Origin of the sequence: Colwellia sp. MB02u-14, from assembly GCF_014076915.1 — a bacterium.
GTDB lineage: Bacteria > Pseudomonadota > Gammaproteobacteria > Enterobacterales > Alteromonadaceae > Colwellia_A.
On the sequence record NZ_JACGUX010000085.1, the window covers coordinates 152382 to 176093 of the forward strand.

19 protein-coding genes are annotated in these 23712 nt (G+C 38.0%); 5 read left to right on the forward strand and 14 right to left on the reverse strand.

The genetic code is table 11. The annotated features are described in order from the left end of the window. Window positions 1–2: 2 nt before the first annotated feature. Genes cyoE through H4J52_RS15905 form a run of 4 tightly spaced genes read right to left on the reverse strand, consistent with a single transcriptional unit; the run spans window position 3 to window position 3278 of the window. Window positions 3–941 (reverse strand): heme o synthase, encoded by a 939-nt coding sequence (gene cyoE / locus H4J52_RS15890; protein WP_182182242.1) that lies wholly within the window; start codon window positions 939–941, stop codon window positions 3–5. Between the two features lie 9 nt (window positions 942–950). After that, complete coding sequence (locus H4J52_RS15895; RefSeq protein ID WP_182182243.1) at window positions 951–1958, reverse strand: heme A synthase; 1008 nt, start codon at window positions 1956–1958, stop codon at window positions 951–953. A 1-nt stretch (window position 1959) separates the two neighbouring features. Beyond that, complete coding sequence (locus tag H4J52_RS15900; protein WP_182182244.1) at window positions 1960–2520, reverse strand: hypothetical protein; 561 nt, start codon at window positions 2518–2520, stop codon at window positions 1960–1962. A gap of 41 nt (window positions 2521–2561) precedes the next feature. Continuing rightward, window positions 2562–3278, reverse strand: a complete 717-nt coding sequence (locus H4J52_RS15905) for an SURF1 family protein (RefSeq protein ID WP_182182245.1) — start codon at window positions 3276–3278, stop codon at window positions 2562–2564. A gap of 56 nt (window positions 3279–3334) precedes the next feature. Here H4J52_RS15905 and H4J52_RS15910 point away from each other — a divergent pair, with 56 nt between their 5' ends. Further along, window positions 3335–3550: a DUF2909 domain-containing protein gene (locus tag H4J52_RS15910; RefSeq protein ID WP_070375487.1), complete on the forward strand. Its 216-nt coding sequence runs from the start codon at window positions 3335–3337 to the stop codon at window positions 3548–3550. 78 nt (window positions 3551–3628) lie between these two features. On the opposite strand, the gene H4J52_RS15915 is transcribed toward H4J52_RS15910, so the two are convergent. The 10 genes from H4J52_RS15915 to H4J52_RS15955 all read right to left on the reverse strand — a co-directional run bounded on the left by H4J52_RS15915 (window position 3629) and on the right by H4J52_RS15955 (window position 18767). After that, window positions 3629–4513 carry a cytochrome c oxidase subunit 3 gene (locus tag H4J52_RS15915; protein WP_182182246.1) on the reverse strand — a complete coding sequence of 295 codons (885 nt, stop codon included), beginning with the start codon at window positions 4511–4513 and terminating at the stop codon, window positions 3629–3631. 52 nt (window positions 4514–4565) lie between these two features. After that, window positions 4566–5147: a cytochrome c oxidase assembly protein gene (locus H4J52_RS15920; RefSeq protein ID WP_182182247.1), complete on the reverse strand. Its 582-nt coding sequence runs from the start codon at window positions 5145–5147 to the stop codon at window positions 4566–4568. Window positions 5148–5158: 11 nt separating this feature from the next. Further along, window positions 5159–6751, reverse strand: a complete 1593-nt coding sequence (gene ctaD / locus H4J52_RS15925; protein WP_182182248.1) for a cytochrome c oxidase subunit I — start codon at window positions 6749–6751, stop codon at window positions 5159–5161. Between the two features lie 11 nt (window positions 6752–6762). Next, window positions 6763–8319, reverse strand: coding sequence for a cytochrome c oxidase subunit II (gene coxB, locus H4J52_RS15930; RefSeq protein ID WP_404851988.1), 1557 nt, complete (start codon window positions 8317–8319; stop codon window positions 6763–6765). A 570-nt stretch (window positions 8320–8889) separates the two neighbouring features. Continuing rightward, complete coding sequence (lexA, locus tag H4J52_RS15935; RefSeq protein WP_182175283.1) at window positions 8890–9525, reverse strand: transcriptional repressor LexA; 636 nt, start codon at window positions 9523–9525, stop codon at window positions 8890–8892. A gap of 76 nt (window positions 9526–9601) precedes the next feature. Then, a complete protein-coding gene (locus tag H4J52_RS15940) occupies window positions 9602–10420 on the reverse strand; it encodes an alpha/beta fold hydrolase (RefSeq protein WP_310649605.1) in 819 nt (272 codons plus the stop codon). A 201-nt stretch (window positions 10421–10621) separates the two neighbouring features. Beyond that, entirely contained in the window at window positions 10622–10747 is a 126-nt protein-coding gene (locus tag H4J52_RS20130; protein WP_259366527.1) for a hypothetical protein, read from the reverse strand. Window positions 10748–10778: 31 nt separating this feature from the next. Beyond that, window positions 10779–16001: a DNA repair ATPase gene (locus tag H4J52_RS15945; RefSeq protein ID WP_182182249.1), complete on the reverse strand. Its 5223-nt coding sequence runs from the start codon at window positions 15999–16001 to the stop codon at window positions 10779–10781. A gap of 73 nt (window positions 16002–16074) precedes the next feature. Continuing rightward, window positions 16075–18057, reverse strand: a complete 1983-nt coding sequence (locus tag H4J52_RS15950) for a flotillin family protein (RefSeq protein WP_197517579.1) — start codon at window positions 18055–18057, stop codon at window positions 16075–16077. 71 nt (window positions 18058–18128) lie between these two features. Continuing rightward, entirely contained in the window at window positions 18129–18767 is a 639-nt protein-coding gene (locus tag H4J52_RS15955) for an OB-fold-containig protein (protein WP_182182250.1), read from the reverse strand. A 271-nt stretch (window positions 18768–19038) separates the two neighbouring features. On the opposite strand from H4J52_RS15955, the gene H4J52_RS15960 reads away from it, so the two are divergent. The 4 genes from H4J52_RS15960 (at window position 19039) to H4J52_RS15975 (ending at window position 23703) form a co-directional block, all read left to right on the forward strand. After that, a complete protein-coding gene (locus tag H4J52_RS15960) occupies window positions 19039–19587 on the forward strand; it encodes a zf-TFIIB domain-containing protein (RefSeq protein WP_182225147.1) in 549 nt (182 codons plus the stop codon). Between the two features lie 21 nt (window positions 19588–19608). After that, entirely contained in the window at window positions 19609–20031 is a 423-nt protein-coding gene (locus tag H4J52_RS15965) for a hypothetical protein (protein ID WP_182225149.1), read from the forward strand. Between the two features lie 21 nt (window positions 20032–20052). Continuing rightward, a complete protein-coding gene (locus tag H4J52_RS15970) occupies window positions 20053–20583 on the forward strand; it encodes a DUF6942 family protein (RefSeq protein ID WP_182182253.1) in 531 nt (176 codons plus the stop codon). 120 nt (window positions 20584–20703) lie between these two features. Then, window positions 20704–23703 (forward strand): ATP-binding protein, encoded by a 3000-nt coding sequence (locus H4J52_RS15975; RefSeq protein ID WP_220461103.1) that lies wholly within the window; start codon window positions 20704–20706, stop codon window positions 23701–23703. Window positions 23704–23712: the final 9 nt, after the last annotated feature.

The following is a 23712-nucleotide window of genomic DNA, read 5'->3' on the forward strand; positions in this document are numbered from 1 at the left end:
TATTAGCTTATTGGTAATAAATAATGGTCAAGTAATAAAATAATAAACAACCCCATCAAATGAACAATTGAAAACTTAAACGTGTCCATGGCAGTATTTTCATTAGCATTAAACTTAAGTTTCCAAGCGTAAGCAAAAAACATCAGATTCAATGTTACCGCGCCAATTAAATATAACCAATTACTCATTCCCACTAAATAAGGTAACAAGCCAACAACAAAAAGTAATACGGTATAGAGTAAAATTTGTGTCTTAGTAAAGTTTACTCCGTGGGTCACCGGTAGCATTGGGATATTAACTTTTGCATATTCGTCTTTACGGTGTATTGCTAATGCCCAAAAATGAGGAGGTGTCCAAGTAAAAATCAATAACACTAATAGTAAAGCATTAGGGTGTATTTCGTTCGTCATTGCTGTCCAACCCAAAAGTGGAGGAATTGCACCTGCTAAGCCACCAATCGTGATATTTTGAGGTGTAGCACGTTTCAAATACATAGTATAAACAAAACTGTAACCCACCAAACCTGCAAAAGTAAGCCATGCCGTTAAGGGATTAACTAAGCTATACAAAATGGCAAAACCACTGACCGCTAAAAACATAGCAAACAAAGTCGCTTTTCTTGGCGTTAAACGTCCAGTAGCGACGGGGCGGTTATAAGTTCGCCCCATAATACTGTCAATTCGTTCATCAACGATGTGATTTATTGCCGCGGCGGCTGATGATAAAAATCCAATACCCACCATTGAAGGAATAAGCACTTGCCATGGAATGGTACCCGGTACAGAAAGACACATACCCACCAAAGCGGTTAACACTAAGAGTGCCACTACACGAGGTTTAGTGATTTCATAATAATCTCGCCAAATAGCGGTTTTAGTCTCTATAACTTCAGGTGTAGTCACTGGCCCGTTGGGACTTTGTGTTGATACTGATTCACTCATAAGTATTCCTTATAATTTCCGTCGTAAACTGTAGGTTAACGTGATCAAAGACAACATTAGACATGCTGCTACCACGTTATGACTCACCGCAACTGCTAACGGTAATGAGAACCAGATATTGCTAATACCCAATAATATTTGGCAAGTAAGAATAAACGCTAAGCTAATAGCTGCATTCTTAAAAAATGCAGATTGAGATTTTCGAAACACCATTAACGCTAACCAAAAAAGATAAAGCCCAACTACAATGGCTCCCAATCGATGAACAACATGAATCGTTACACGTGAAGCATGAGATAAATGACCAAATTCGTAACTGTCTTTTTCTGGTGGGATCAAATCAAATGAATCTTCGAAGGTCAGTTGCTCTTGCCAGCCTGACTGACAAATTGGTAATTCAGTACAAACCAAGGCAGCATAGTTTGACGATGTCCACCCACCTAGACCTATTTGAACGGTAAGTAAGACAATACCAATTAAGCCATATCTTCCATATTTTTTAATCGCAAAATCGCCCCCCTGCACTCGAAAGTCAGACAAACGTAAATATAATAAAAACAGTAAACTCAGCGTCGTAAAACCACCCAACAAATGCCCCATAACGACTATAGGCATAAGTTTCATGGTAACTGTCCACATACCTAAAGCCGCCTGAAAAATAACTACCACCAGTATTAATATCGGCAGTCTTAAGGGCGTACCTTGCTCACGTCTTTTATAAGACATAAACGCAATGGCTAAAATTAATAAACCTAGTGCCCCTGCAAAATAGCGATGGATCATTTCATTCCATGCTTTTTGCGCTTCAACTTTTCTTTCTGGGAATGCTTGCTCTGCTTTAATAATTTGTTCTGCGGTTGCTGGTACATCAATTAATCCATAACAACCTGGCCAATCTGGACAGCCTAAACCCGCATGCGTTAAGCGTGTATAAGCACCTAAGCTAACCACGATTAGTGCTAATAGAATACTAATTAAGACTAAAGTACGAACACGATGATTTACACGATTTTTCATCTTAACCCACCCTTGAATACTTAAGTAATTTCTTCATATCTGCTAAAATTTCTTTACCAAACATTGCTTGAGCATCATCATTTGTCGGTGGTTTATGAGATAAAACCACATTACCTAAAGGGTCAACAACTAAGACTTTTGTATCTGATAAAAAGTCATCAACTAGGCTTGGAGTAGGAATAATCACCCAACTGTTTTCAGTTAACCTTTGCGTTTGCTGAGGTGAGAGTGGATTAGGAGAAAGTGCGACGCGCTTTACTCTGGGCATTTCTCTACCCAAGGCTATGTAAGAGTTATTAACACTGAGTAACGTTTGTTCACAGTGATCATCACAATGCTGTGGCAAGCTATAAATAATTGACCAAGTTTTTTGTAAAGCGGTTTGACTCAAGCCTAACTTTTCCAAAGTCAGTTCATTCTCAACTAAAGTGCCCTTGTTCGTTACACCATAATCAAGCCAATTTTGAGTTAAGGCGAGTTTTGCTAACACAATAGGGAGGATAAAAGCGCCCAGCACCATGACCATACTACGACGAGATTTTTTCTGTGATACATCATTCATACACTTACACCTTATTATTTTTTTTATTAGTGATTTAACGCTTATTCACTATTTCTACCCAATTTAATTGACGCCCATATCATCAACAATAACCATGCTATCGCTAAACTAAACCATTGAAAGGCATAAGCACGATGTTTTTCAGGCGGCATAACAATTGGTTGCCAATTTTTTTCATAACCCACACTCTCTGTTTTATCTAAGTAGACGACAAAGGGCAAGAGTTGACGTGAAATTAATGTTGAAAATTTATCTAATTCTATCTGCTGAACACGCAATGGCCACTTACCTTTGACCAAGACTTGTTCCATTAACATTATGCCTTGCTCGATTTTGCGTACGTGACCTGATAATTGATACTTTCCAATAATAGCCTGAACATCGGGAATTTCTTGACGATTTATAGAACCTACTACCCAACCTAAATTAACTAAGACCGCCTGCTCGTCACTCTTAAACACTTGATAAACACGATAACCTAATTGTCCTTTATTCGTTTGGTTGTCTAATAAAAAAATAGTATTATTATCAAACTCCCCAAACATAGTGATCGGTAGATCATTAATTTCATTTTTTTCTGAAAGTACTTGAGAAAGAGACAAAGCTTGTGTTTGACTCAATTGTGTAATGGTTTCGATGCGTTGCTCTTTTTGTAAAGCACGATCACTTTGCCATAATCCGAGTTTTACTAATCCGGAAAAAACAAGTAGGGTAAATATCAACCAAGGTAGGCGAATGTTTGATATAAAATTTTTCAAACAATTAATTCCTTAAATATGCTTAAAGCGAACATAACAACATAGGAAATTTTTAAATGGCATTTGCGATAAAAATAATTATTATTGGCTGCTTAGTCTTCATGGTATTTAGCCTGTTTCAGGCACTTTTTGTCTTAAACAAAAATGACCCGAGTAAACCGTCAATGTCAAAATTTATTGGCCGACGCGTGATGATTTCAGCCTTCATTATTATACTTATGTTAGTCGCTATTTTAACAGGCGTTATTACGCCACACCCACGACCGTTCTAATCGACTCGCTTAAAAATAAAAGGTAGGTGAAGCTAGCTCCACCTACACTATTTTTTAAACTTTTATATAAGTAATTGTTTATACAATATAAACAAAAACAAACAGTATCACCCAAACCACATCAACAAAATGCCAATACCAGCTTGTCGCTTCAAAAGCAAAAGCATTGGTTGGGGTAAAGTGGCCTTTCAACACTCTTAAAAACACCACAATTAGCATGATGGTACCTAAGGTAACGTGCATACCATGAAAGCCGGTCAGTAAGTAGAAAGTTGAACCATAGATACCACTGGTTAAGTACAATTTCATTTCTTCTGAATAGCCGTGCATGTACTCGACAACTTGCAAGAATAAAAAGACAACACCTAACAATATGGTAAAACCTAACCATATTTTCAGCATTTTACGATTATCTTTTTCTAAGGCTGAGTGTGCTAAATGTGCAGTAATTGAAGAAGTTAATAACAAAATAGTATTAATTAATGGTAGGCCATACCAGCCCATTTGCGTTGTTTCGGTTCCATCTGGTGTGACTAATAACGGCCAACTTGCGACAAACTCAGGCCATAAAACAGCACCGGTCATGGCATTATTATCTGCACCGCCCAACCAAGGTACCGATAACGTGCGGGCATAAAATAAGGCACCAAAGAATGCTGCAAAAAACATCACTTCAGAAAAGATAAACCAGCTCATCCCTTGACGAAATGAGTTATCCATTTGATGGCTATACTTACCCGCCATCGATTCGTTTATAACATTACTGAACCAACCATAGAGCATGTATATAACTAAACAAACGCCGGCAAGCAATATATAACCGCCAATGCCACCTTCACCACTCTTTAACGTAGAAACATAGTTTCCGGCGCCAATAGCAATTAAAAACAGTGCCACTGCGCCAACAATTGGCCAATGACTTTGTGATGGTACGTAATAACTTTCATATTCTTTTGTTGTCATTATTATTCCCCTAAACAAATACTGTTACACGCTAAGTGAACAGTATAAATTGCTACGATTCCACTTTTCCAGTCACGTCATACAAAGTGTACGACAACGTTAGCGTTGAAATATCTTCAGGTAATTCTGGGTCAACATAAAACTGTAACGCCATCTCTACCTCTTCATTCGCTTGTAGCGGTTGCTGCGTAAAACAAAAACATTCAATTTTTTGAAAATACGCCGCCGCTAAACCGGGCGATACTGACGGAACTGCTTGGCCAATAATATCGCGGGTGGATTCATTTTTTGCATAAAATTTAACAAGTTTCATTTCACCGGGATGAACTTTTATTTCACGGACCATAGGTTCAAACTGCCAAGGTATACCTTGGGCGGTTCGACTAATAAACTGCACCGTTACAATTCTTTTTGTGTCAATCTGATCAACATTATAGACAGCGGCGGCAGTGGTTGACGTTTTTCCATTCAAACCAGTAATATCACAAAACACATCATATAAAGGGACAAGTGCAAAACCAAAAGCAAACATACCAAAAACAATCATAACCAGCTTTTTTATCACTTGATTGTTTTTTGTTATAGCAGCGCTATCTTTGTTATTTAAATTTTGCAATTCGTCACCTTTATTCATATTTTATTAACTTAATCAATTTTTGGTGGTGTTGAAAATGTATGGTACGGAGCAGGACTTGCAACAGTCCACTCTAAACCTTCAGCGCCATCCCAAGGCTTAGCCGCTGCTTTCTCTCCACCTCTAATACACTTAATGACTACCGCTAAGAATATTAGTTGCGAAAGGCCAAAGGCAAAACCACCAATACTGACCCACTTATTGAAATCAGCAAACTGCAACGCATAATCTGGGATACGACGAGGCATGCCCGCTAATCCTAAAAAGTGCATAGGGAAGAATAGTAAATTAACTGAAATCAGCGAACACCAAAAATGCCATTTAGCTAACGACTCGTTATACATATGACCTGTCCATTTTGGCAACCAGAAGTATGCACCCGCATAAATCGAGAATAATGAACCTGTGACCAACACATAATGAAAATGGGCAACAACAAAGTAGGTATCATGGTATTGGAAATCAACAGGTGTTAATGCCAACATCAAACCAGAGAATCCGCCTATAGTAAATAAGATGACAAATGCGATAGAAAATAGCATCGGTGTTTCAAAGCTCATTGAACCACGCCACATAGTTGCGACCCAGTTGAACACTTTAACACCCGTAGGTACGGCAATTAACATTGTGCAATACATGAAGAACAGTTCACCAAATAACGGCATACCTGTTGTGAACATATGATGTGCCCAGACAAGAAATGACAATAAGGCGATGGATGCCGTTGCATAAACCATTGAGCTGTAGCCGAATAATTTCTTACGAGCAAAAGCTGGAATAATAGTAGAGACAATACCAAAAGCTGGCAATATCATGATGTAAACTTCAGGATGCCCGAAGAACCAGAAAAGGTGCTGGAATAATACCGGGTCACCGCCACCTGCAGCATCAAAGAAACTTGTGCCAAAATACGTATCAGTTAACAACATGGTTACCACACCCGCGAGGACAGGCATTACGGCGATTAATAAATAGGCGGTAATAAAAAATGTCCAAACAAACAATGGCATTTTCATGTAAGTCATACCCGGCGCACGCATGTTCATAATGGTAACAACGATATTAATCGCGCCCATTATTGATGAGATACCCATAATATGAACAGCAAAAACAAAAAATGCCGTACTACCATTTGAATAGGTTGTAGAAAGTGGTGCGTAGAATGTCCAACCAAAGTTAGGCGCACCTGACTCCATAAAGAATGTAGACAAAAGAATCCCAAAAGCAAAAGGTAGAATCCAGAAGCTCCAATTATTCATACGTGGTAAAGCCATATCTGGAGCACCAATCATCATAGGTATCATCCAGTTTGCAAACCCCGTAAAGGCCGGCATAATTGCACCAAACACCATGATCAAACCATGTACAGTAGTTAGCTGATTGAAAAAATCAGGCTCCACTATTTGCAAACCGGGTTGGAATAACTCGGCTCGAATAACCATGGCTAAAGCACCGCCGGTTAATAGCATAATAAAAGCAAACCATAGATATAACGTACCTATATCTTTATGATTTGTCGTGTACAACCAACGTTTGATGCCTTTCATTTTATGGTCATCATGATGATCGTCGTGCGATTCTTGTTCTATAACGTCTGTAGTCATTTTATATCCCCCTACTTCGCACTAGCAGCATCAACGGCTGCAGGTTGTACTAAATCACCGGTGTTATTGCCCCAAGCATTACGCTCATAAGTAACAACAGCCGCTATTTCGGTTTTAGTTAACTGGCTACCAAAAGCAGCCATAGCAGGGTTTTTCTTACTGCCATTAATAACCATGTCTATATGCACAGCAATGTCACCCAGTGCAATTACACTATCTTTTAGTGCAGGAAATGCCGGAGGTAAACCCACACCAGAAACTTGATGACAAGCAGCACAAGCTTTCATGTAAACTTGCTCACCCATAACCATCAATTCATCTTCGCTATACACTCTAGTGAGATCTTCTGCTGGGGCTTCTTCAACAACCACTTCAGCGACTTTTACCGGTGTTTCTGTGTCATTGCCTGAATCATTAGCAAAACTTTTAACATCAGCGGCTTGTACGGCATCGCCGGTATTGTTACCCCAAGCATTACGCTCATAGGTCACAACTGCAGCAATTTGCTTCATACTTAACTGCTTATCATAAGCTTGCATACCTGAACCCGCTTTACCATTGAGTACAATATCAATATGCGCAGCAATACTACCCGTAGCAACAGAGCTTCCTTTAAGTGCAGGAAATGCTGGAGGTAGACCAGCACCAGAAACTTGATGACAGGCAGCACAGTAGGCAACATAGGTAGTTTCACCCAAAGTCATCAGTTCATCCATTGATGCGGAAGCGTTAAGAGACGCTTTCTCAGCAGCAGCAGCTTGCGCATTAATTTCGTGTTGCTCATCGAGCCAAAGAGCATAATCAGCTTCAGACTTTACTTCGACAACAATAGGCATAAAACCGTGATCTTTACCACAAAGCTCAGCACACTGACCTCGGTATATCCCAGGCTCGTCAACTTTTGTCCATGCTTCATTAATAAATCCTGGGTTAGCATCTTGCTTTACTGCAAAAGCAGGTACCCACCAAGCATGAATAACATCGTCAGAAGTGATTAAAAATCGTACTTTCTTATTAACTGGAATGACAAGGTGTTTATCAACCTCGAGTAAATAATTTTCACCTTTGACTTTGTCGCCGGCATCAACACTAAGGTGTTTACCTTCTTGTGTTTCATACTGTGGTCTTGGCGTAGATAAAACGGAGTAGAACTCAATATCTTGATCAAAATATTTATAATGCCACTTCCACTGAGAACCTGTGATCTGAATGGTAACGTCAGAATCGTCGTTATTTTCCATTTCGATCAGTGTTTTCGTTGCTGGTACAGCCATAGCGATAAGAATGACAATGGGAATTGCTGTCCAGAGAATCTCTACTTTTGTACTTTCATGAAAATCTGCTGATTTAGCCCCTTTGGATTTTCGGTGGAAAACCATTGACCAAAACATAGCACCAAAAACAACCACACCGATTGCTACACATATATACATTGCGAGCATATGTAGATCGTAAACATCTCTACTTACTTCTGTTACACCCTTGGTCAGATTTAATTGCATATCTGCCCAAGCTGAACTGGAAAGAACACTCCCCAACAACAGCCAACCTAGGTTACGTCTTTTCACACGACATCTCCTTCACCCTATAAAAGTTTAAAACTTGATACCTAGGACAAAACACATCCTTTAGTACGGATTTTTATTATTTTCTTAGCAATTTTGTTATCAACCAGTTAGCGTCAACAACATCGTCTTATATTTATATTTGTACACATTCCAAACTAGAATTACTTAAAAGTTGATCTGGGTCAATTTAAAAATCGAGCTATTTTAAAATAAAAACCAATAAAAACAATAGAGTATCAACTCTAATACAGATAAAAGCCTAATAACAAAGGGCTGTAGCCGTAGTATTAAAAATAAACAGCTGAGTATAAATACGCATATTGCAAAAATTGATCTTGGTTGTTTTTTAATCAGAGAAAGATAAAGTTGTTTGAATGGGCTTTAGAATGAAAATTATTCTTAGTAAAGAGAAAGGTTTGCATGAAAAGAATACGAAAGGTTAGAAAAGCAAACTTTAGCCTATTTTATACACTAAAGTTTGCCGAGCAGTTTGACGTAATTAATACTATATTTGTTAGATAAATTGACTTAGTTACCACCAAGTTTATTGGATAGGATAGGTTAACTTAATTACATCCAGTCTGCCGAGCGAATAACGCCAACAGCCAACCCTTCAATATTAAACTCTTGATCAGACAAATCGACTTTTATAGGAGAGAAGTCATCATTTTCAGCATGTAAGTAAACGATGTTACCTTCTCGTTTATAACGTTTAACCGTAACATTTTCTTCGACACGAGCAACAATTACTTGGCCATTCTGTACATCGGTCGTTTGATGAACAGCTAACAAGTCACCATCAAGTATGCCGATATTTTTCATGCTTTCGCCATTAACTCTCAATAAGTAATCAGCGGCTGGGTGGAACAAATTACCATCAACTTTGTAATGATCTTCAACATGCTCTGCAGCTAAAATAGGTTCACCTGCAGCCACTCTGCCGATTAAAGGTAAACCGGCTTCTTCCATTAACTTCTCAGTCAAACGAATGCCGCGAGAAGTACCTGGCAACATTTCTATATAGCCTTTTTTAGCCAAAGCTTTTAAATGTTCCTCTGCTGCATTTGCTGATTTAAAGCCAAAAAACTTGGCTATTTCAGCACGTGTTGGTGGCATACCCGTATCGCTTATTTTGTCTTTGATCAGATCAAAAACTTGTTGTTGTCGGTTCGTTAGAGGGCGTAATTCGCTGATTTCATTTAGCATAGGGAGCCTGTAAATTTACACAGTTGTTACTGTGAGTATATACAGGTCGTTATTAAAGGCAAGCTTTCTGGGATAATTATTTTTGAAAACTACCTGATTTTAAATAATGAATAACTTGCTCAATCACTTTTTCATTTTTCATCATAAACGGATGGGTTGTTTCCATTTCAATGTGATCATTCATACCATCAAGTTTGGTACTAGCAACCGAAACTTTACCATCATCTTTATCAGGAATAAGTGTTGATAATATCCAATTAATACTTTGATTACCGGCAATAACACCCAAATCAAAATTAGCATTGCCAAGATTACTAGGGATACTAAATTCGCCGGTACCTAATTGCATACCCGCATCACCATTGATGAAACTAAAACCAGGTGTATTTTTTAGTTTATCAACAACTTCACTGCCTTTGTTTGGTGGACCCAGCATCACGACTTTATTTAAATTAGGTATTTTGTGCATACTTAAATATTGGCGAACTAATATACCGCCCATTGAATGGGTAACAAAGTTAACTTGACGACTTTCACAAATTAATAGCGCTTTAGAAATCACTTTTTCAGCCAACTCTTCTATCGAATAATCTCTAGAAGGGTAGTTGATATTTATCACAAAATAACCTTCTGTCAATAGTCGTTTTTCAATAGCTTTCATGGAGTTAGCCGAACGTGCAAGCCCATGCAGTAAAATTACACATTCACCATTAGCTAAAGAATCTGCTGGCTCTTCAAAAGAAGCTTGAATTTTATAGCCACGTTCAACCGAAGTATCTAGGCTGTCTTGTTCAATCATATTTTTTAAACGAATTTCTGCATCAGTAATTTTTTTACTAAATTGTTCTTTAAGTAGCGCTAGGTCTGACTTAAGTGCTGCAATTTTTTCATTCATAGCTGCGCTCCATCATTTTTTATGTTGAACGTTAATTATTGACGCTTTATTCATTTCTGAAAAGAAGCGAGATAATATTTTTTAAAACACAATTTTAGTATCATATTAAAAGGGCTAATAACTTTAAACATCTTCCATTAGCATGCAGTTATACGTTTATAGGGAGTATAACGTTATGTGTTCTCGGTTTGGCAATAAATATTAATTTCTGCGCAGTGCTTTACACTGAGGTAACTCCCAAAGACGCATCGCTAACAACAAACCAATATGTTGTGGTTTGTCTAAAGGTAACAAGGCATCTTCCTGGTTTATCTTTACTACTGGCAACTATTTTCTCGTTTAGCATAGCCGATGTTAGCTAGTACTCGTCCGCAGAAAGCTCATCGCTATTTTGTTTTCCTGAAGCGAGTTCTCGACTAATTTTTTGAATATGGGTCTCAGAACTTTTTACTGATTTTTCAGTAGTCAGGTTCAATGTTTTTAAAGTATCGATCATCGCCAAATCGACATTTTTATTACTTTGTAACGCGTTAACCAGCGGCGTTAAAAAAGACGCCATATTTTCACTAAATAACGCCAAAGTTTCAGCTAATGCTGAATCATCTGGTTTTTCAATATTCACTTGCAGTTTAAGACTGGCAAGCGTTTCATTCAAGCTATCTAACGCTGCAGATTTAGGCTCTAACAAAGCTTCTCCTATTTGATTGAGCCCTTTTTGCAATAACGATATTTGGCTAGCAACAGCCGCAATCGGGTTATCACTATCACCCAAGCTTTGATAACGAACAAAATCTGCCTTAATTTGTTGCCAACGCACTTTTTCTTCACTGGTTTGATTGTTGCGCAGCTCGGCTAATTTAAGTAAATTTTCTTCAGCGCCTATGGTGAGTGTTTGCGCTTCACCACGATAATGATCGGCGATAAGCTGCTCGACTTCCTCTTCGGTCATAACCGGTACTACTTTTTCCGCCATCTTATTCATATTGCGATAGCTTCCTTGTAACTTGAACGAAGGCTCAGTGCGGTACTTATCGTCTTGGGCGGCAGAGGCAATGTACTGTTGATTGGCTTTTAATACCGTCGCTTGAATTTTACGAATACGTTTAATAACCGCAACTATTTCATTGACCTCTGCTTGCGAGTAATTATGCTTTAGCTCAGTTGTGGCAACTTGTTGGCCATCGGCAATTTTAACCAAGTTATAGAGGTCGTCCATATCTCGGGTCGCTAGTGGTGCGATATAGCGATTACTGGTTAAGCTATTTTCAATAAAGCTTAAAGAGAACTCTTCTTCTCGACCACTTAAGGTATCACCTAAGTTATAAATATCGGCTCGGTTAGCCAACATATCAGGAATGCTAAATGCTTCTCCTGATTCGGTATAAGGATTACCAGCCATGACAACTGCAAATTTTTTGCCGCGCATATCATAGGTTTTACTGTCACCATTCCAAACACCCTCCACTTTTCTTGAGCCATCACATAAGGAAATAAACTTTTGTAAAAACTCAGGATTAGTATGCTGAATATCATCAAGGTACAACATAACATTGTTACCCATTTCGAAGGCTAAGTTAATCTTTTCAACTTCATTTTTAGCTGTTGAGTTGTTTGCCTGAGCGGGATCTAGTGACAACTGTTCGTGTCCTATCGACGGACAGTTTATTTTAACAAAGGTCATACCTAGCTTACTGGCAACGTATTCAATAAGCGTTGTTTTACCATAACCTGGGGGAGAAATAAGCAGTAATAATCCCATTAAATCAGAACGTTTATTATTACCAGCTGCGCCAATTTGTTTAGCTAAATTAATACCAATAATCGGGAAATAAACATCATTAATTAATTTATTACGTACAAACGAAGACAGCGCTCTTGGTTTAAACTCTTCTAAGCGTAAGCGTTTACGTTGTGCCGCTAATACCTTTTGCTTTTGAATATGAAAACCTTTGAATGCCGGTTCATGTTCATTTTTAAATTGGCGAAGTCGAGTGATAAATTCTTGATAATTTATCGCAATTTTTCTGTCCGATATTTGCCCATGCTGCCCCAATAAACCATCAACAACACCTTCGGTGTCAGCCAATGAAGTATAGAATTCACATTGCTCTTGCATCAGCATAAAAATTGCGGCTTCATCAATAATATCTTGATGGATATTCATACTCTGGTGCGAAGAAAAAGCCTGCAACCACGCCCAGTAAAGTTGATATTTTTGCTCTAGTGTCGAACAACCCAATAATGCGCCATTGAGTTGTTTTTCTAAGCTCTTATGCTTTAACTGACTCTCCAGTTGATTAGCTAACTCAACGCTACTTTCTTTAATAACAAATTTCTGTTCGGCTAAAGCTAACTCTTTTAATAGGTAGGTTGCTGACAATAACGTGTCACATTTCAGCCAAGGCTGACTTTCAATATAGCTATCTAATAGCGTAGCCAATTCTTTAATAAGCTGATGACGTAATTGACTATCACCAAAAGTTTCTTCCATGATATAGAGATTATGACTGCGCTGTAATAAATCTTTTCTACTGTTATCAGCTAATTCTGTGGTGAAAAAAAGTAGCGCGAGTCTTCTTTCCAAGACCGGATAAGCTAACAAGCCAATAGATTCTCTTAAAGCAAGTAATTGCTTTAGAATTAATGCCGCATCGGCATCATGCACGCCCTTATCATAACCTTCTTGATAACGTGGCTCAGCCGCTTTTCTAACCACCTCACCTAATTCATTGTTTTTTACCGCCGCTTTTAAACACTCAAGTTGCGCTTGGCCAGCAAATTCAGCCTCAAATAATAGTGTTGCCGCTAAATACTCTCCTCGGTAGACCTTGTCAGATTCAGAGACCAGCGCTTGCTGCCAGAGGTATTTAGTACCAACAAATAATTCAGCGGGTAGCGTTTCAAAGTATTCACTACCACTGATATGCAAGACCATGTCACCATCACGAGGTAATAAGGTCAGTTCTAATTTTTGACGATTCACTGAAAATTGGTGGTCGCCTATTTTAACTAAACTACCGTCAGCAGAGTAAATATCCGTTTTATCTCTCAGTGCTCTTATGCCTTGCTCTTTAGCATTTTTTAATTGAGCGTCAATGTCATCAGCTCTAACATTGTCATCAAGCTCTCTAAGCTGTGAAATTAGTTGCCTAAGCTTGGCAACCATAGGATCGCCAGCAAAATAGCTGTTTAATTTGTCTTGCTCACTAAACGATTGACTCCGTCTGATCACACCTTCAATAATGCGCTCGGCTGCCGTCATCAAATTCAAACAACGACGCTGCTGTGCATCCATCAGCTGCTGTTTATGTTGTTCAAAGTTATCGTATATTTCATCTCTTTTAGTGATGATTTCATTATAAAATTCATCATAATCACTAAACTGACTTTCTAAGTCTTCTAACTGAATTAGAATTTGAGAAAGTTGCTCATCACATGCTTGCGGTGAATCACTCGCATTTAAAGCACTGGTAACACTTTGGCTTAACAGTTTAAATCGAGCACCAAATTCTGCTCGTGCCTCTTCACTACCGACACTTTTAGCCACCAAATCAGCATTAGCTTTAACGCGGTTTATTTGACTAAAAACTGCTGAAATATCTTCCAGAATACGTGTTCTTTGTCGGCTATCTTCAATGTTTAGTGACAACATTGTGCGGTTAAGTAATTCTAATCCTTGCACAAGCTCTTCAATTTCGGTGCGAATCGGCTTTAATGAGCTAACCGATTCACTTTTTTCTATCGCCTTTTCTAATGCAACTATGGTCTTTTGATAAGGCGTTAAAGCATCGTCTTGTTGGAGAAAGTCAGCGGTTGCTTGGCTAAGTTCTTTCGTTAACGTATCTAAGTGAGCTTCCATGGCATTAATTGCGTCAACATCGATATAACGTAAGTCTTTATGAGAAATCAATTCACCTTTAAATTGAGCTAACGCCGATAAGCAATCAACGAATTGTGAGGCCTGCTCAAAACCCGAAATTTGAACTTGTGTTACTAGCTCGGCTAGCTTTTCTTTTGCTTGAATTAAGGCCCGATCAGAGTTTTCTTTAATGCTGGTGACTTTTTCAAATTCATCTATAACCAATTCAGAAGTGATCGCGATTTGCTTGATAAGATCATGCAGCAACCCCAGCTCTTTATCATTGAGCCAATGATATTTATCAAAAATTTGCTTAGACTCTTTCACTAAGTCATTAAAATGCTGCGCACTTGGTGTTTGCACCGAGATCAATTTAGCGACACTGTATAAATCAGAAATACCGCGGACCAGTTCAGGATTACCTATTTTGCCAAAGAAGCTATTATCAACCGGTTGATTACTAGCAAACTCTTCACTACAAAAAGGCGTTTGCCATATTTGCATGGCATGAACACGTGATGGCTCGGACTCGGCATTAAAAACCACGGCTCTGCCGTTGTTGTATAAACTTTGCCCATGACCATAAATAGGGTTTTGCAATGTTCTCGTAATTAAATTATAACCAAACAAAGCGTACTGCCCTTCATTTGGTTCATAAAATATATAGAGAAAGTCTTCACCGTTTGGCGACTTTACCACTCGGTGCAACTGTAAATCTTCGGCATTATCTTCAAAGCTTTTGTGTTCACCATTTTGCAAATAGTATCCACCAGGAAAAATAATACCGTGGTCTTCTGGTAACTGAATACAAGCATGAGCAATAGCATCTTGCCTGATCACTTGCTGAGTTTTAGCATTAAAAATCAAATGGCGAGTGTCAGTTTCACGATACGGCTTTATTTTCAATAAAATAAGCTCACCAACTCTGGCATAATGGATTTCAGCGTCATCTATAGACTGATGTTCATCTTCGACTGGCTCAGAATATATACCTTGACCTGCGGTGGTATTATTCTCAACTTTTAAAGTAATTGAGCCACCAATAGCTTCGACAAACAAAATGTCATATAAATTATAATGTGGGTGTTTACCTTGCTCTTGTTGCTCTCGAGATACTTTATGCCATTCAAAGTCAAAATTTTCTGGCTGCTTTATATCTCTTTCACCACGATTATCGATATAGCTAACTTGGTGATCGGCGTCGATACCCCAACGAAAGACTCTAATATCATCAAGGCGTTCACCAATTCGAAAGATGGCAAATACTTTACTGCCTTGTCGATAAACATGAGCTAGAAATGTTTTTTTGTAATAGGTGTATAACTCATCAAAATCACGGACAAACTCAGCATCGTCAAGAAAACTATCTTGTACCGGAAGATCAATAATCTCAATGTCATCTTTATCACCTTTTATTTGATGCAAACTAAAAACATCTGAGACGGTAATATTGCGCTTTAAACCGAGAAAGACGTTGTAGCCAAAAAGTAAGGTATCTCCGATGGCGGCAATATCTCTAGCAACACAATTATGCTCAGTTCTAACCCGCACACGAGCATCAACTTTCATCTCGGTGGAGCCAAACGTAACAATGCGCTTGTCATTTAGCTGCTTAATTTGTGCATTAAGATCACTGCCTAAGGCTGACAATCTGCGCTGAATAAGTTCATATGAACCCCCTTCCGCAACAGCCTGATTAGTGACGCTATCCTTATCTGACATATGAGACTCCATGAGCTAATGCACAGTTATCCTTGAATGAAACACTGTGCATTGCTTAATTAATACTTGATGACTATTTTTCGTCTGACGAGTTTTTGTTCGCTAAGTTTAACAAACTAGCCAATGCGCCTTTTTGAGTGTCGTCGGCATTATTTAATGTTGATAATAACTTAGACATATTGAAATTTTTCATGGTTTCACTCGTTTGTGCAGCACCAGCGAGCACCCCACCTAAATCGTCCATAATATTACGGTCGCCATTTAAGTGATCTTTAAACAAGGTTTTTACTGTTTCACTTTCATTAACTAAGCCATCGATAGACTTACCAACCGTGATAGAGTTCATAAACTGACGCAAGAACTCGCCATCGCCGCCCATAATATTAATATTGGCTTCACTTAATGCCGTTGCTAATACACCCGCTTGCTTCTCAGCTAACGCAACACTATTTTCTAGTTTCGCTAAGGTTAATTCACGCTCTTGATTTAAACGTAAACCAAAGGTTTCAAACTCTCTGGCTTGTTCAGACATAGCGTTAAGTACATCTTGTTTTTCACGTAAACCCGTCGCTTCTGCTAAGGCTTTTTCTTGTATACCTTTAGCTTCAGCGGTCAATTTAAGTTCGAGTGTTTTAGCTTCAGCCTCGCCTTGTCTTTCGTGTGCATCAGCTTGCGCCAAGGTGATTTGAGCCTCAGCAAGCCCTTGCGATGCAGCTTCTGCTTGATTACCCTCAGCCAATATCTTCTTCGACTCTGCCTGTTTACTCGCCGCTTTCAATTCAGCATCGGCAATGGTTTGCATTTTTCTTGCGATATGCTCAGCCGCTTGTTCTTGCGCTTTAGCTGATTCAATATCTTTAACCAATGCTTGCTCAGCCTCACCTTTGGCTTTGATAACCAATTCATCTTTTTGGCGGTTCGCTTCTGAAACCACACGTAAATCTTTAATAAGCTCTTCTTCTTCAGCGACGCCTTTTTCAACCATGATGCGTTCACGCTGTACTTCAGCAATATTTTTACGCTCTATTTCTAGGGCTTTTTCTTTATCGATTCGTAGTGTTTCAACTTCTTTTTCACGATCTATTTCTTCGACTTGACGGGCACGTTTCACTTTTTCTTCTTCGATAGCCACGGCTCTAAAACGATTTTGTTGCGCGATATCAGCTTCACGCTGCTTATTTTCTTCAGCTACAGCGACTGTCTGTTCAGTCGCTATTCTTGCCTGTTCAGACTTACAAAACTCTTCTTGCACAATTTTAGCTGTTTCCGCTTCTTCTCGAGCTTCTACAGTAGAAATTTCTCGCGTCTGTTTAGCTTGGGCATCGGCTAATTGGCGATCAAGTTCTAAACCTTTTTCTTTAGCATCAATATCTTGTCGTTTAATGCGTATTTCTTCTTGGCGTTTCAAGTCATTGGTTTCAACACTTTGTTGGGCGGTTAACTCGGTAATGCGCCTAATACCTTCAGCATCCATAATATTATTAGGATCTAAATCGTTAATCGATGTTTGTTCAAGAAAATCAATCGCGACATCTTCAAGTACGTAACCTGATAAATCTTGGCCAATAACTTCTTTAATCTTGTCACGAAAAATATCTCGTTGAGTAAAAAGATCAGTAAAGTTTAATTGTTTACCAACAGTTTTAAGTGCTTCAGAAAACTTCGCTTCAAAAAGTTCTTGTAGGGTTTCAGGGAAAGAAGAGCGCTCACAACCAACTTGTTTTGCCACACGTAGAATATCTTCTTTGGTTTCATTAACCCGGATATAAAAGGTAATAGTAATATCAGCACGAATGTTATCTTGGCAAATAAGCCCAGATCGCCCTTTTCGTTCTAACATCATTCGCTTAGTAGAAATATCCATAATTTCTTTTTTATGGATAATAGGAATAACCATACCGCCATTAGTACTTATTTCTGGTTCAGCGCCGAGCTTATTAATGATTAATGCCTGGCCCTGCTCTACTTTATGATAAAATTTAGCCATCATAATTAATAGTGAAAAGACTAAAAGTACGCCAATGCCAATCGCTAGATAAAGTGGTTCCATTACCATGTTTTTTTTCCTTTTATGTAAATGCAATGGTCACAACTGCGTGACCAAGTCTCTTATAATGTGATTATGATTTATTCGTCATACGGCGCGACAATATAGATATGCTTTTCTTTTAAATATTCTATCAGTAGCACATTGTCACCCTTTTTTAAGCGGTGTTCTGGGTCACAGCGTACATCAAGTAAAATTTCTGCGCCCTTATTATATATTCGTACTTGACCAAAGGTTTCACTAACCGTTTGCGTTGCAATCGTCGCACTTTTACCGACCAGCTGAATACTCTTGGAGGTTTCAACACTTTTAAACATTCCTTTTAAGGGGCGAATAACAATTGCAGTTAATGGCAGGGAAATTAGAAAGACAATAAAGCTACTAACAACGCCAAACAGATAATATAACCAACCATCAGGTAGCCAAGCTAGAATATATAATTGCAGGTAAAAGCTGATTAGCCAGCAAATAAGGATAATAATGCTAAAAACTAAGGTGAACGGCACCCCCGTTAAACCAAAAGTCAGCATAAAACCGGTCAGGCCGCCAACAGAAGTATCAAGTTCGGTGTCTACCTCTACGTCAAGGTCTGCATCTCCAGCTAATCCTAAATCGACCAGACCTAACATGCCAATAAGCCAATAAACAACCACGACACCTAGCAGTGTCGAATGTATTACGGTGGGAAATTTTGAAGCGACTTCTAGTAGCTGTTCCATTGTTTATCCTTAAAGCACATAGCGAACACCGGCTAATCATTGTGGTATTTATTCTTTATATGTACCATACACCCGTGACATAATATGTCAATAAATACAGTTTTTATAAAATTCAAATAAAACAAATTAGCATATTGTTTACATAAAATCATAAAAATAAAAGCCTACAGTATCCTGATTTTATTCATTTTACTCGTGACTTATATCAATCAATGATTATATGATGGTTTACGTAAATTTTACAAAGATAACATTTAACAGGGACATAATAATGAAATGTACTAGTTGTAAGCAGGGTGAGTTAACCCCTAGTTTTATCGAAGGGCTTTTTAGAGCACATACTTGTTCGAATTGTGGTGGGCATTGGATCTTAATTGAAGATTATGTCGCTTGCAAAGAACGTAATCCACAGTTTTCTTTTGATAACAATATTCAATGTGAAGTTGTTGAAACGAAACAAGCCATGTTATGCCCAGTAACAGGCACTATTATGCGTAAATTTCGACTATCTGCCTCAACAAATCACCGTATTGACTACAGTGTCAATGTCGGTGGTGTTTGGTTAGATAAAGGTGAATGGGAATTACTCAAAAAAGAAAATTTAGCGGGCTCCTTAAATAGGGTACTAACCGCACATTGGCAACGCAACATTCGTATTAATAGTACGAAAGAAAACTTTGCAGAAATATACCAAGATAAATTTGGTGAAGAAAATTATGCGAAAGTTAAAGCCCTCAGAGAGTGGCTATATCAGCAACCAAACAAAGCCGATTTAAGAGCTTATCTTCTTGCTGAAGAGCCCTACTCAGCTGAGAAATAACAAAGATAATAAGGAATACCCATGAAAGGAGCAGGTGGAACTTCGGGTGGCTTAAGTCACTTTTTTATTGGCATCATTATGATGTGTAGTGGTTTTTATATGCTACTAAATTCGATCACAGTAACATCTACTTTTGGCATGGGCGTTCGCCTGTATGCTTTTTCAACTATGGGTGGCAACTATAATGTAACTAGTGGCATGATAATGATCCCTTTCATATTTGGTGTTGGGCTTATTTTTTATAACAGTAAAAATATTTTAGGTTGGGTGTTAGCTATTGGCTCGATATCAGGATTAATCTTTGGGGTCATATCTTCAATAAGGTTTACCTTTAAGTCCATGATTTCTTTTGATTTAATCGTAATACTTATATTAGCCATCGGTGGGCTAGGTTTATTTTTACGTTCTTTAAAAACCTTAGATAATGCCTTACCTGATGAATAGACAGCAGTACTGTAATATCACGTGAGCAATATTGGTTTAGGTTGCTCAAACTTTAGCATCGCCGTTTATATTGGCAATAAACCGAGTATGCTTGAATATGAGCAATTATCTTGTCTATCGCCGCTAACCTTGGGCGAAATAGAGATGGTTAATCAAGCTTGCGGCAATGGTTGGCGGAAAGTTTTCAATGTTTATGCGAAGTTGCTTTACGCACTCGATAAAGAAAAATTCGCTTACTCAACGCTTGCGCCAACTTGGCAAAAATATCGAGAGCGATTTTTGCTGCAGCAAGGCTCTCAAACGGCTTTATTATTTTCTCCGCCTCAGTTATCAACCACTAAGCAAACTCTGCATATTATTTGTGGAAAAACTTACGCCAAACATTTGTTAGCGACAAATCAACTAAACGCTAGTTTCACTTGGCTAGATGAGCAATTTGCTATTGATAAAGCTAAAAATTTAATTGTCTGTCCCTATTTTGATTATCGGCAATTGTCGAATGCTAATATTAAAAAATTAGCCTATTTACTCAGCGATATAAATAGCCAGTGAAAGTTTTTCATTCATTTATATGGTGTTAAATTAATGTATACTATAGTAGTTAAAGGAGAAAATAATAAGCCTCATGATTAGGCAACATAACAAACATCACTTTAATATTGGATCACATCATTGCTATATTTTAATAAAAAAACACTTTTATTTATTACTATAATTTTAACCTTATTACCCTATACAACGATCACCAGCACGCTTGATATTTCCTCTGCTCTTTTGCTATCGCTTCCTACTATATTATTACAGGCTACCGCAGTATTCTTTGTTGTTTATAGCTATTTACAGACCAGATCACGTTCATTAAAATTGTTCTGGCAGTTTTTCTCTCTCGCTATTATCGTTGATTTTATTTCGGGTGTTATCTTTGCCGGTGACTACATAAACACCCCCCCGATCCTGCAAGATTTCTTCTCTTTGTTCAGTTACTTTTTTATCTTACTGGCTATAGAAACCAACCCGCATCTCAGCGAAACGCCACTCAACAAATACATTGCGGGTCGAGTGCCAGCACTATTTTTTACAGTCACTTGTTTTTGTTATTTCGTATTACTGCCAGAAGAGTTTTCAAAAGCGTTAGATCACAGGTTATTACCGTCATTATTATTTCATATCACTATTTCTGGCCTCATTTTTATCAGGCTAATGAGCTGTGTTATTTTTTGTCGTGAAAAGTTTTGGCACGCTATTTATTGGCCACTCGCCATTGCCTCATTAGCTTTGTTCGCTGATAACACTAATAGTTATTTTCTTCTTCAAGAGCAAGCCCTCTATAAAGACAATTATACGAACAACTTAATAGCGTTAATCCCTTACTGTGGTCTTATTTTTGCCGCAAGTGCATCATTAAACAATCAAAGACCGACTAAACCTATTTCAAAAGATACCTTTCCCGAATTTTACATTTTATTGCTGGTGAGTATTATTTTTAGCATTCATATCGTTGGTTTAGAAATTGGGGCGTACTACATTACAAATTCTTTCTGGCAGTCTTTTGTTATTGGTATTTGGGGCGTTATTGCTTTTATTTTAGTCATTCTTATTGCTTACAATAAAAGAAAAAACACGCTTGAATTCAAGGAAAACGCTTTCACTCAACAACAAGAACAAAAAGCCTTAATACAGACAAACCATAAATTACTCAGCTCAATTCTTAATAGTGAAGACAAAGCTATTGTCCGAGCCTCTAATAATGCTATTTTGACTACATCAACGGGCGGCGAAATATTATCGTCAAACCCTGCCGCGGTTCAATTGTTCCAAAGTTTAGAACATGAATTGAAAGGCAAGAATGTTAGTGCACTTTTTTCTGCAGAAGATACTATGCATTACTTTTTTGGCTTCAAAAGTAATGTATACGCCTTACAACGTAAAGATATTGGTATTTCAGTAGAGTGTGCAGCTCGACGTGCCGATGGTACTGAATTCCCAGTTCAGGTTGAATTGCAGTGGGCAGACCGCGAAGAACACCCCCTTATTGTTATTACCTTTATTAATTTAACTTCACGAAAGTTAGCTGAAAAGCAGATGTTAGATTTAAAAGATAAGTTTATTGCGAACATTTCCCATGAGTTTAGGACACCATTGACAATTATTAATGGCATTTTAGACCAATATCTACTCAAAGCTCACAGTAAAGAAGAGGGGCTGGAACTTACTACCGCCAAGCGTAATGGTTTGCGTTTAGTTCGTATGGTTGAACAACTATTAGAACTTTCACGCCTTACTGACAACCCTAAGCTTTCATTGTCTACTTATCGATTAAGCCAGTTAATGGCTATGCCAATTGATTCATTTTCACGCTTAGCTAAACAAAATGATTTACGCTTTGATACTGATATATCTGATGATCTTTGGCTAGAATGTGACGCTCAGGGTTTTGAAAAAATCATCTTCAACTTACTTGCTAATGCGATTAAATATACCCCTGCTGGCGGTAGCATCAAGATCAGTGCTTATGTTGATCAAGATAATGTTATTTTAGAGATTACAGATACCGGCATAGGTATTAATCAAGCATCACAAAGTAAAATCTTTGAACGCTTTCAAAGAGCTGATGATGAAAAAAACCATGCTGTTTTTGGTGTAGGTATTGGTTTATCTTTAGTTAATGAATTGGTAAAAGCGCATAACTGGCGTATCAATTTAGTCAGTGAATACAATAAAGGCAGTAAGTTTTCTCTATCTATCCCTTTAGCTACCGCTGTCGAAATAGAAACTCAAGTGCCAATGAGTGTATCTCAAAGTGAGGTATCATCATTGCTGTTAGAACAAAATAATAATAAAACTAAAACAAAAAATCATTTACATAATGTCGTGTTAGTTATTGAAGATAATCTCGATATGCAAAATCACATAAAACGTGTGGTTGAACAGCAACATCATTGTTTATTAGCAATGAGCGGCGAACAAGGACTGCTTATTGCCGAGGAATATATACCAGACCTTATCGTATGCGATATAATGCTAACGGGCATTGATGGCTTCGAAGTACTTAAACAATTAAAAGAAAATGAACTTACTTCTCATATTCCCGTTATTTTGCTTACCGCCCGTTCAGACTTAGATAGTCGCCTTCACGGCCTAAATTTACAAGCAGATGAGTATTTAAGTAAACCTTTCAACCAGCAGGAATTATTAATACGTATTGAAAATTTGATTGAAAATCGTAAATTACTCCAGCAGAACTATTTACATAAATTTCGTGACCATCAAAAAGAACAACAAAAAGAAAGTAGCGTAAAAAAAGTGTCGCAGTTAACTCCAAGCGAAAGTGCTATCTTATCCGTTGATGAAAAGTTTATAGAAAAGCTAGAAACCATTGTTGCTAAGATGTACTTGGAAACTGATTTAGGTATTCAAGATCTAGCCAGTAATATGGCGATGAGTGAACGCCAACTGCAGCGAAAAATGAAAGTAACACTGGGCACAACACCTAATAACTTCATTAAAGAGTTCCGTCTAGCAAAAGCACAGATATTGCTACAAAATGGTTCTAAAATTGGCAGAATAGCCTTAGATGTTGGTTTTTCTTCACAAACATATTTTGGTCGATGCTTTAAAGAGTCGTTTAACTGCACCCCAAAACAATATCAACAACAATTTATTAAAAGCTAACCAAAAAGC

What these genes read in the sequence shown, in the direction of transcription:
- H4J52_RS15965 (WP_182225149.1), top strand. Translation starts at nt 19,609, where the DNA reads ATGAAAGGAGCAGGTGGAACTTCGGGTGGCTTAAGTCACTTTTTTATT.
- ctaD (WP_182182248.1), bottom strand. Translation starts at nt 6,751, where the DNA reads ATGACTACAGACGTTATAGAACAAGAATCGCACGACGATCATCATGAT.
- H4J52_RS15910 (WP_070375487.1), top strand. Translation starts at nt 3,335, where the DNA reads ATGGCATTTGCGATAAAAATAATTATTATTGGCTGCTTAGTCTTCATG.
- H4J52_RS15960 (WP_182225147.1), top strand. Translation starts at nt 19,039, where the DNA reads ATGAAATGTACTAGTTGTAAGCAGGGTGAGTTAACCCCTAGTTTTATC.
- H4J52_RS15895 (WP_182182243.1), bottom strand. Translation starts at nt 1,958, where the DNA reads ATGAAAAATCGTGTAAATCATCGTGTTCGTACTTTAGTCTTAATTAGT.
- H4J52_RS15900 (WP_182182244.1), bottom strand. Translation starts at nt 2,520, where the DNA reads ATGAATGATGTATCACAGAAAAAATCTCGTCGTAGTATGGTCATGGTG.
- H4J52_RS15945 (WP_182182249.1), bottom strand. Translation starts at nt 16,001, where the DNA reads ATGTCAGATAAGGATAGCGTCACTAATCAGGCTGTTGCGGAAGGGGGT.
- H4J52_RS15950 (WP_197517579.1), bottom strand. Translation starts at nt 18,057, where the DNA reads ATGGTAATGGAACCACTTTATCTAGCGATTGGCATTGGCGTACTTTTA.
- H4J52_RS15955 (WP_182182250.1), bottom strand. Translation starts at nt 18,767, where the DNA reads ATGGAACAGCTACTAGAAGTCGCTTCAAAATTTCCCACCGTAATACAT.
- cyoE (WP_182182242.1), bottom strand. Translation starts at nt 941, where the DNA reads ATGAGTGAATCAGTATCAACACAAAGTCCCAACGGGCCAGTGACTACA.
- H4J52_RS15915 (WP_182182246.1), bottom strand. Translation starts at nt 4,513, where the DNA reads ATGACAACAAAAGAATATGAAAGTTATTACGTACCATCACAAAGTCAT.
- H4J52_RS15920 (WP_182182247.1), bottom strand. Translation starts at nt 5,147, where the DNA reads ATGAATAAAGGTGACGAATTGCAAAATTTAAATAACAAAGATAGCGCT.
- H4J52_RS15940 (WP_310649605.1), bottom strand. Translation starts at nt 10,420, where the DNA reads ATGAATGAAAAAATTGCAGCACTTAAGTCAGACCTAGCGCTACTTAAA.
- lexA (WP_182175283.1), bottom strand. Translation starts at nt 9,525, where the DNA reads ATGCTAAATGAAATCAGCGAATTACGCCCTCTAACGAACCGACAACAA.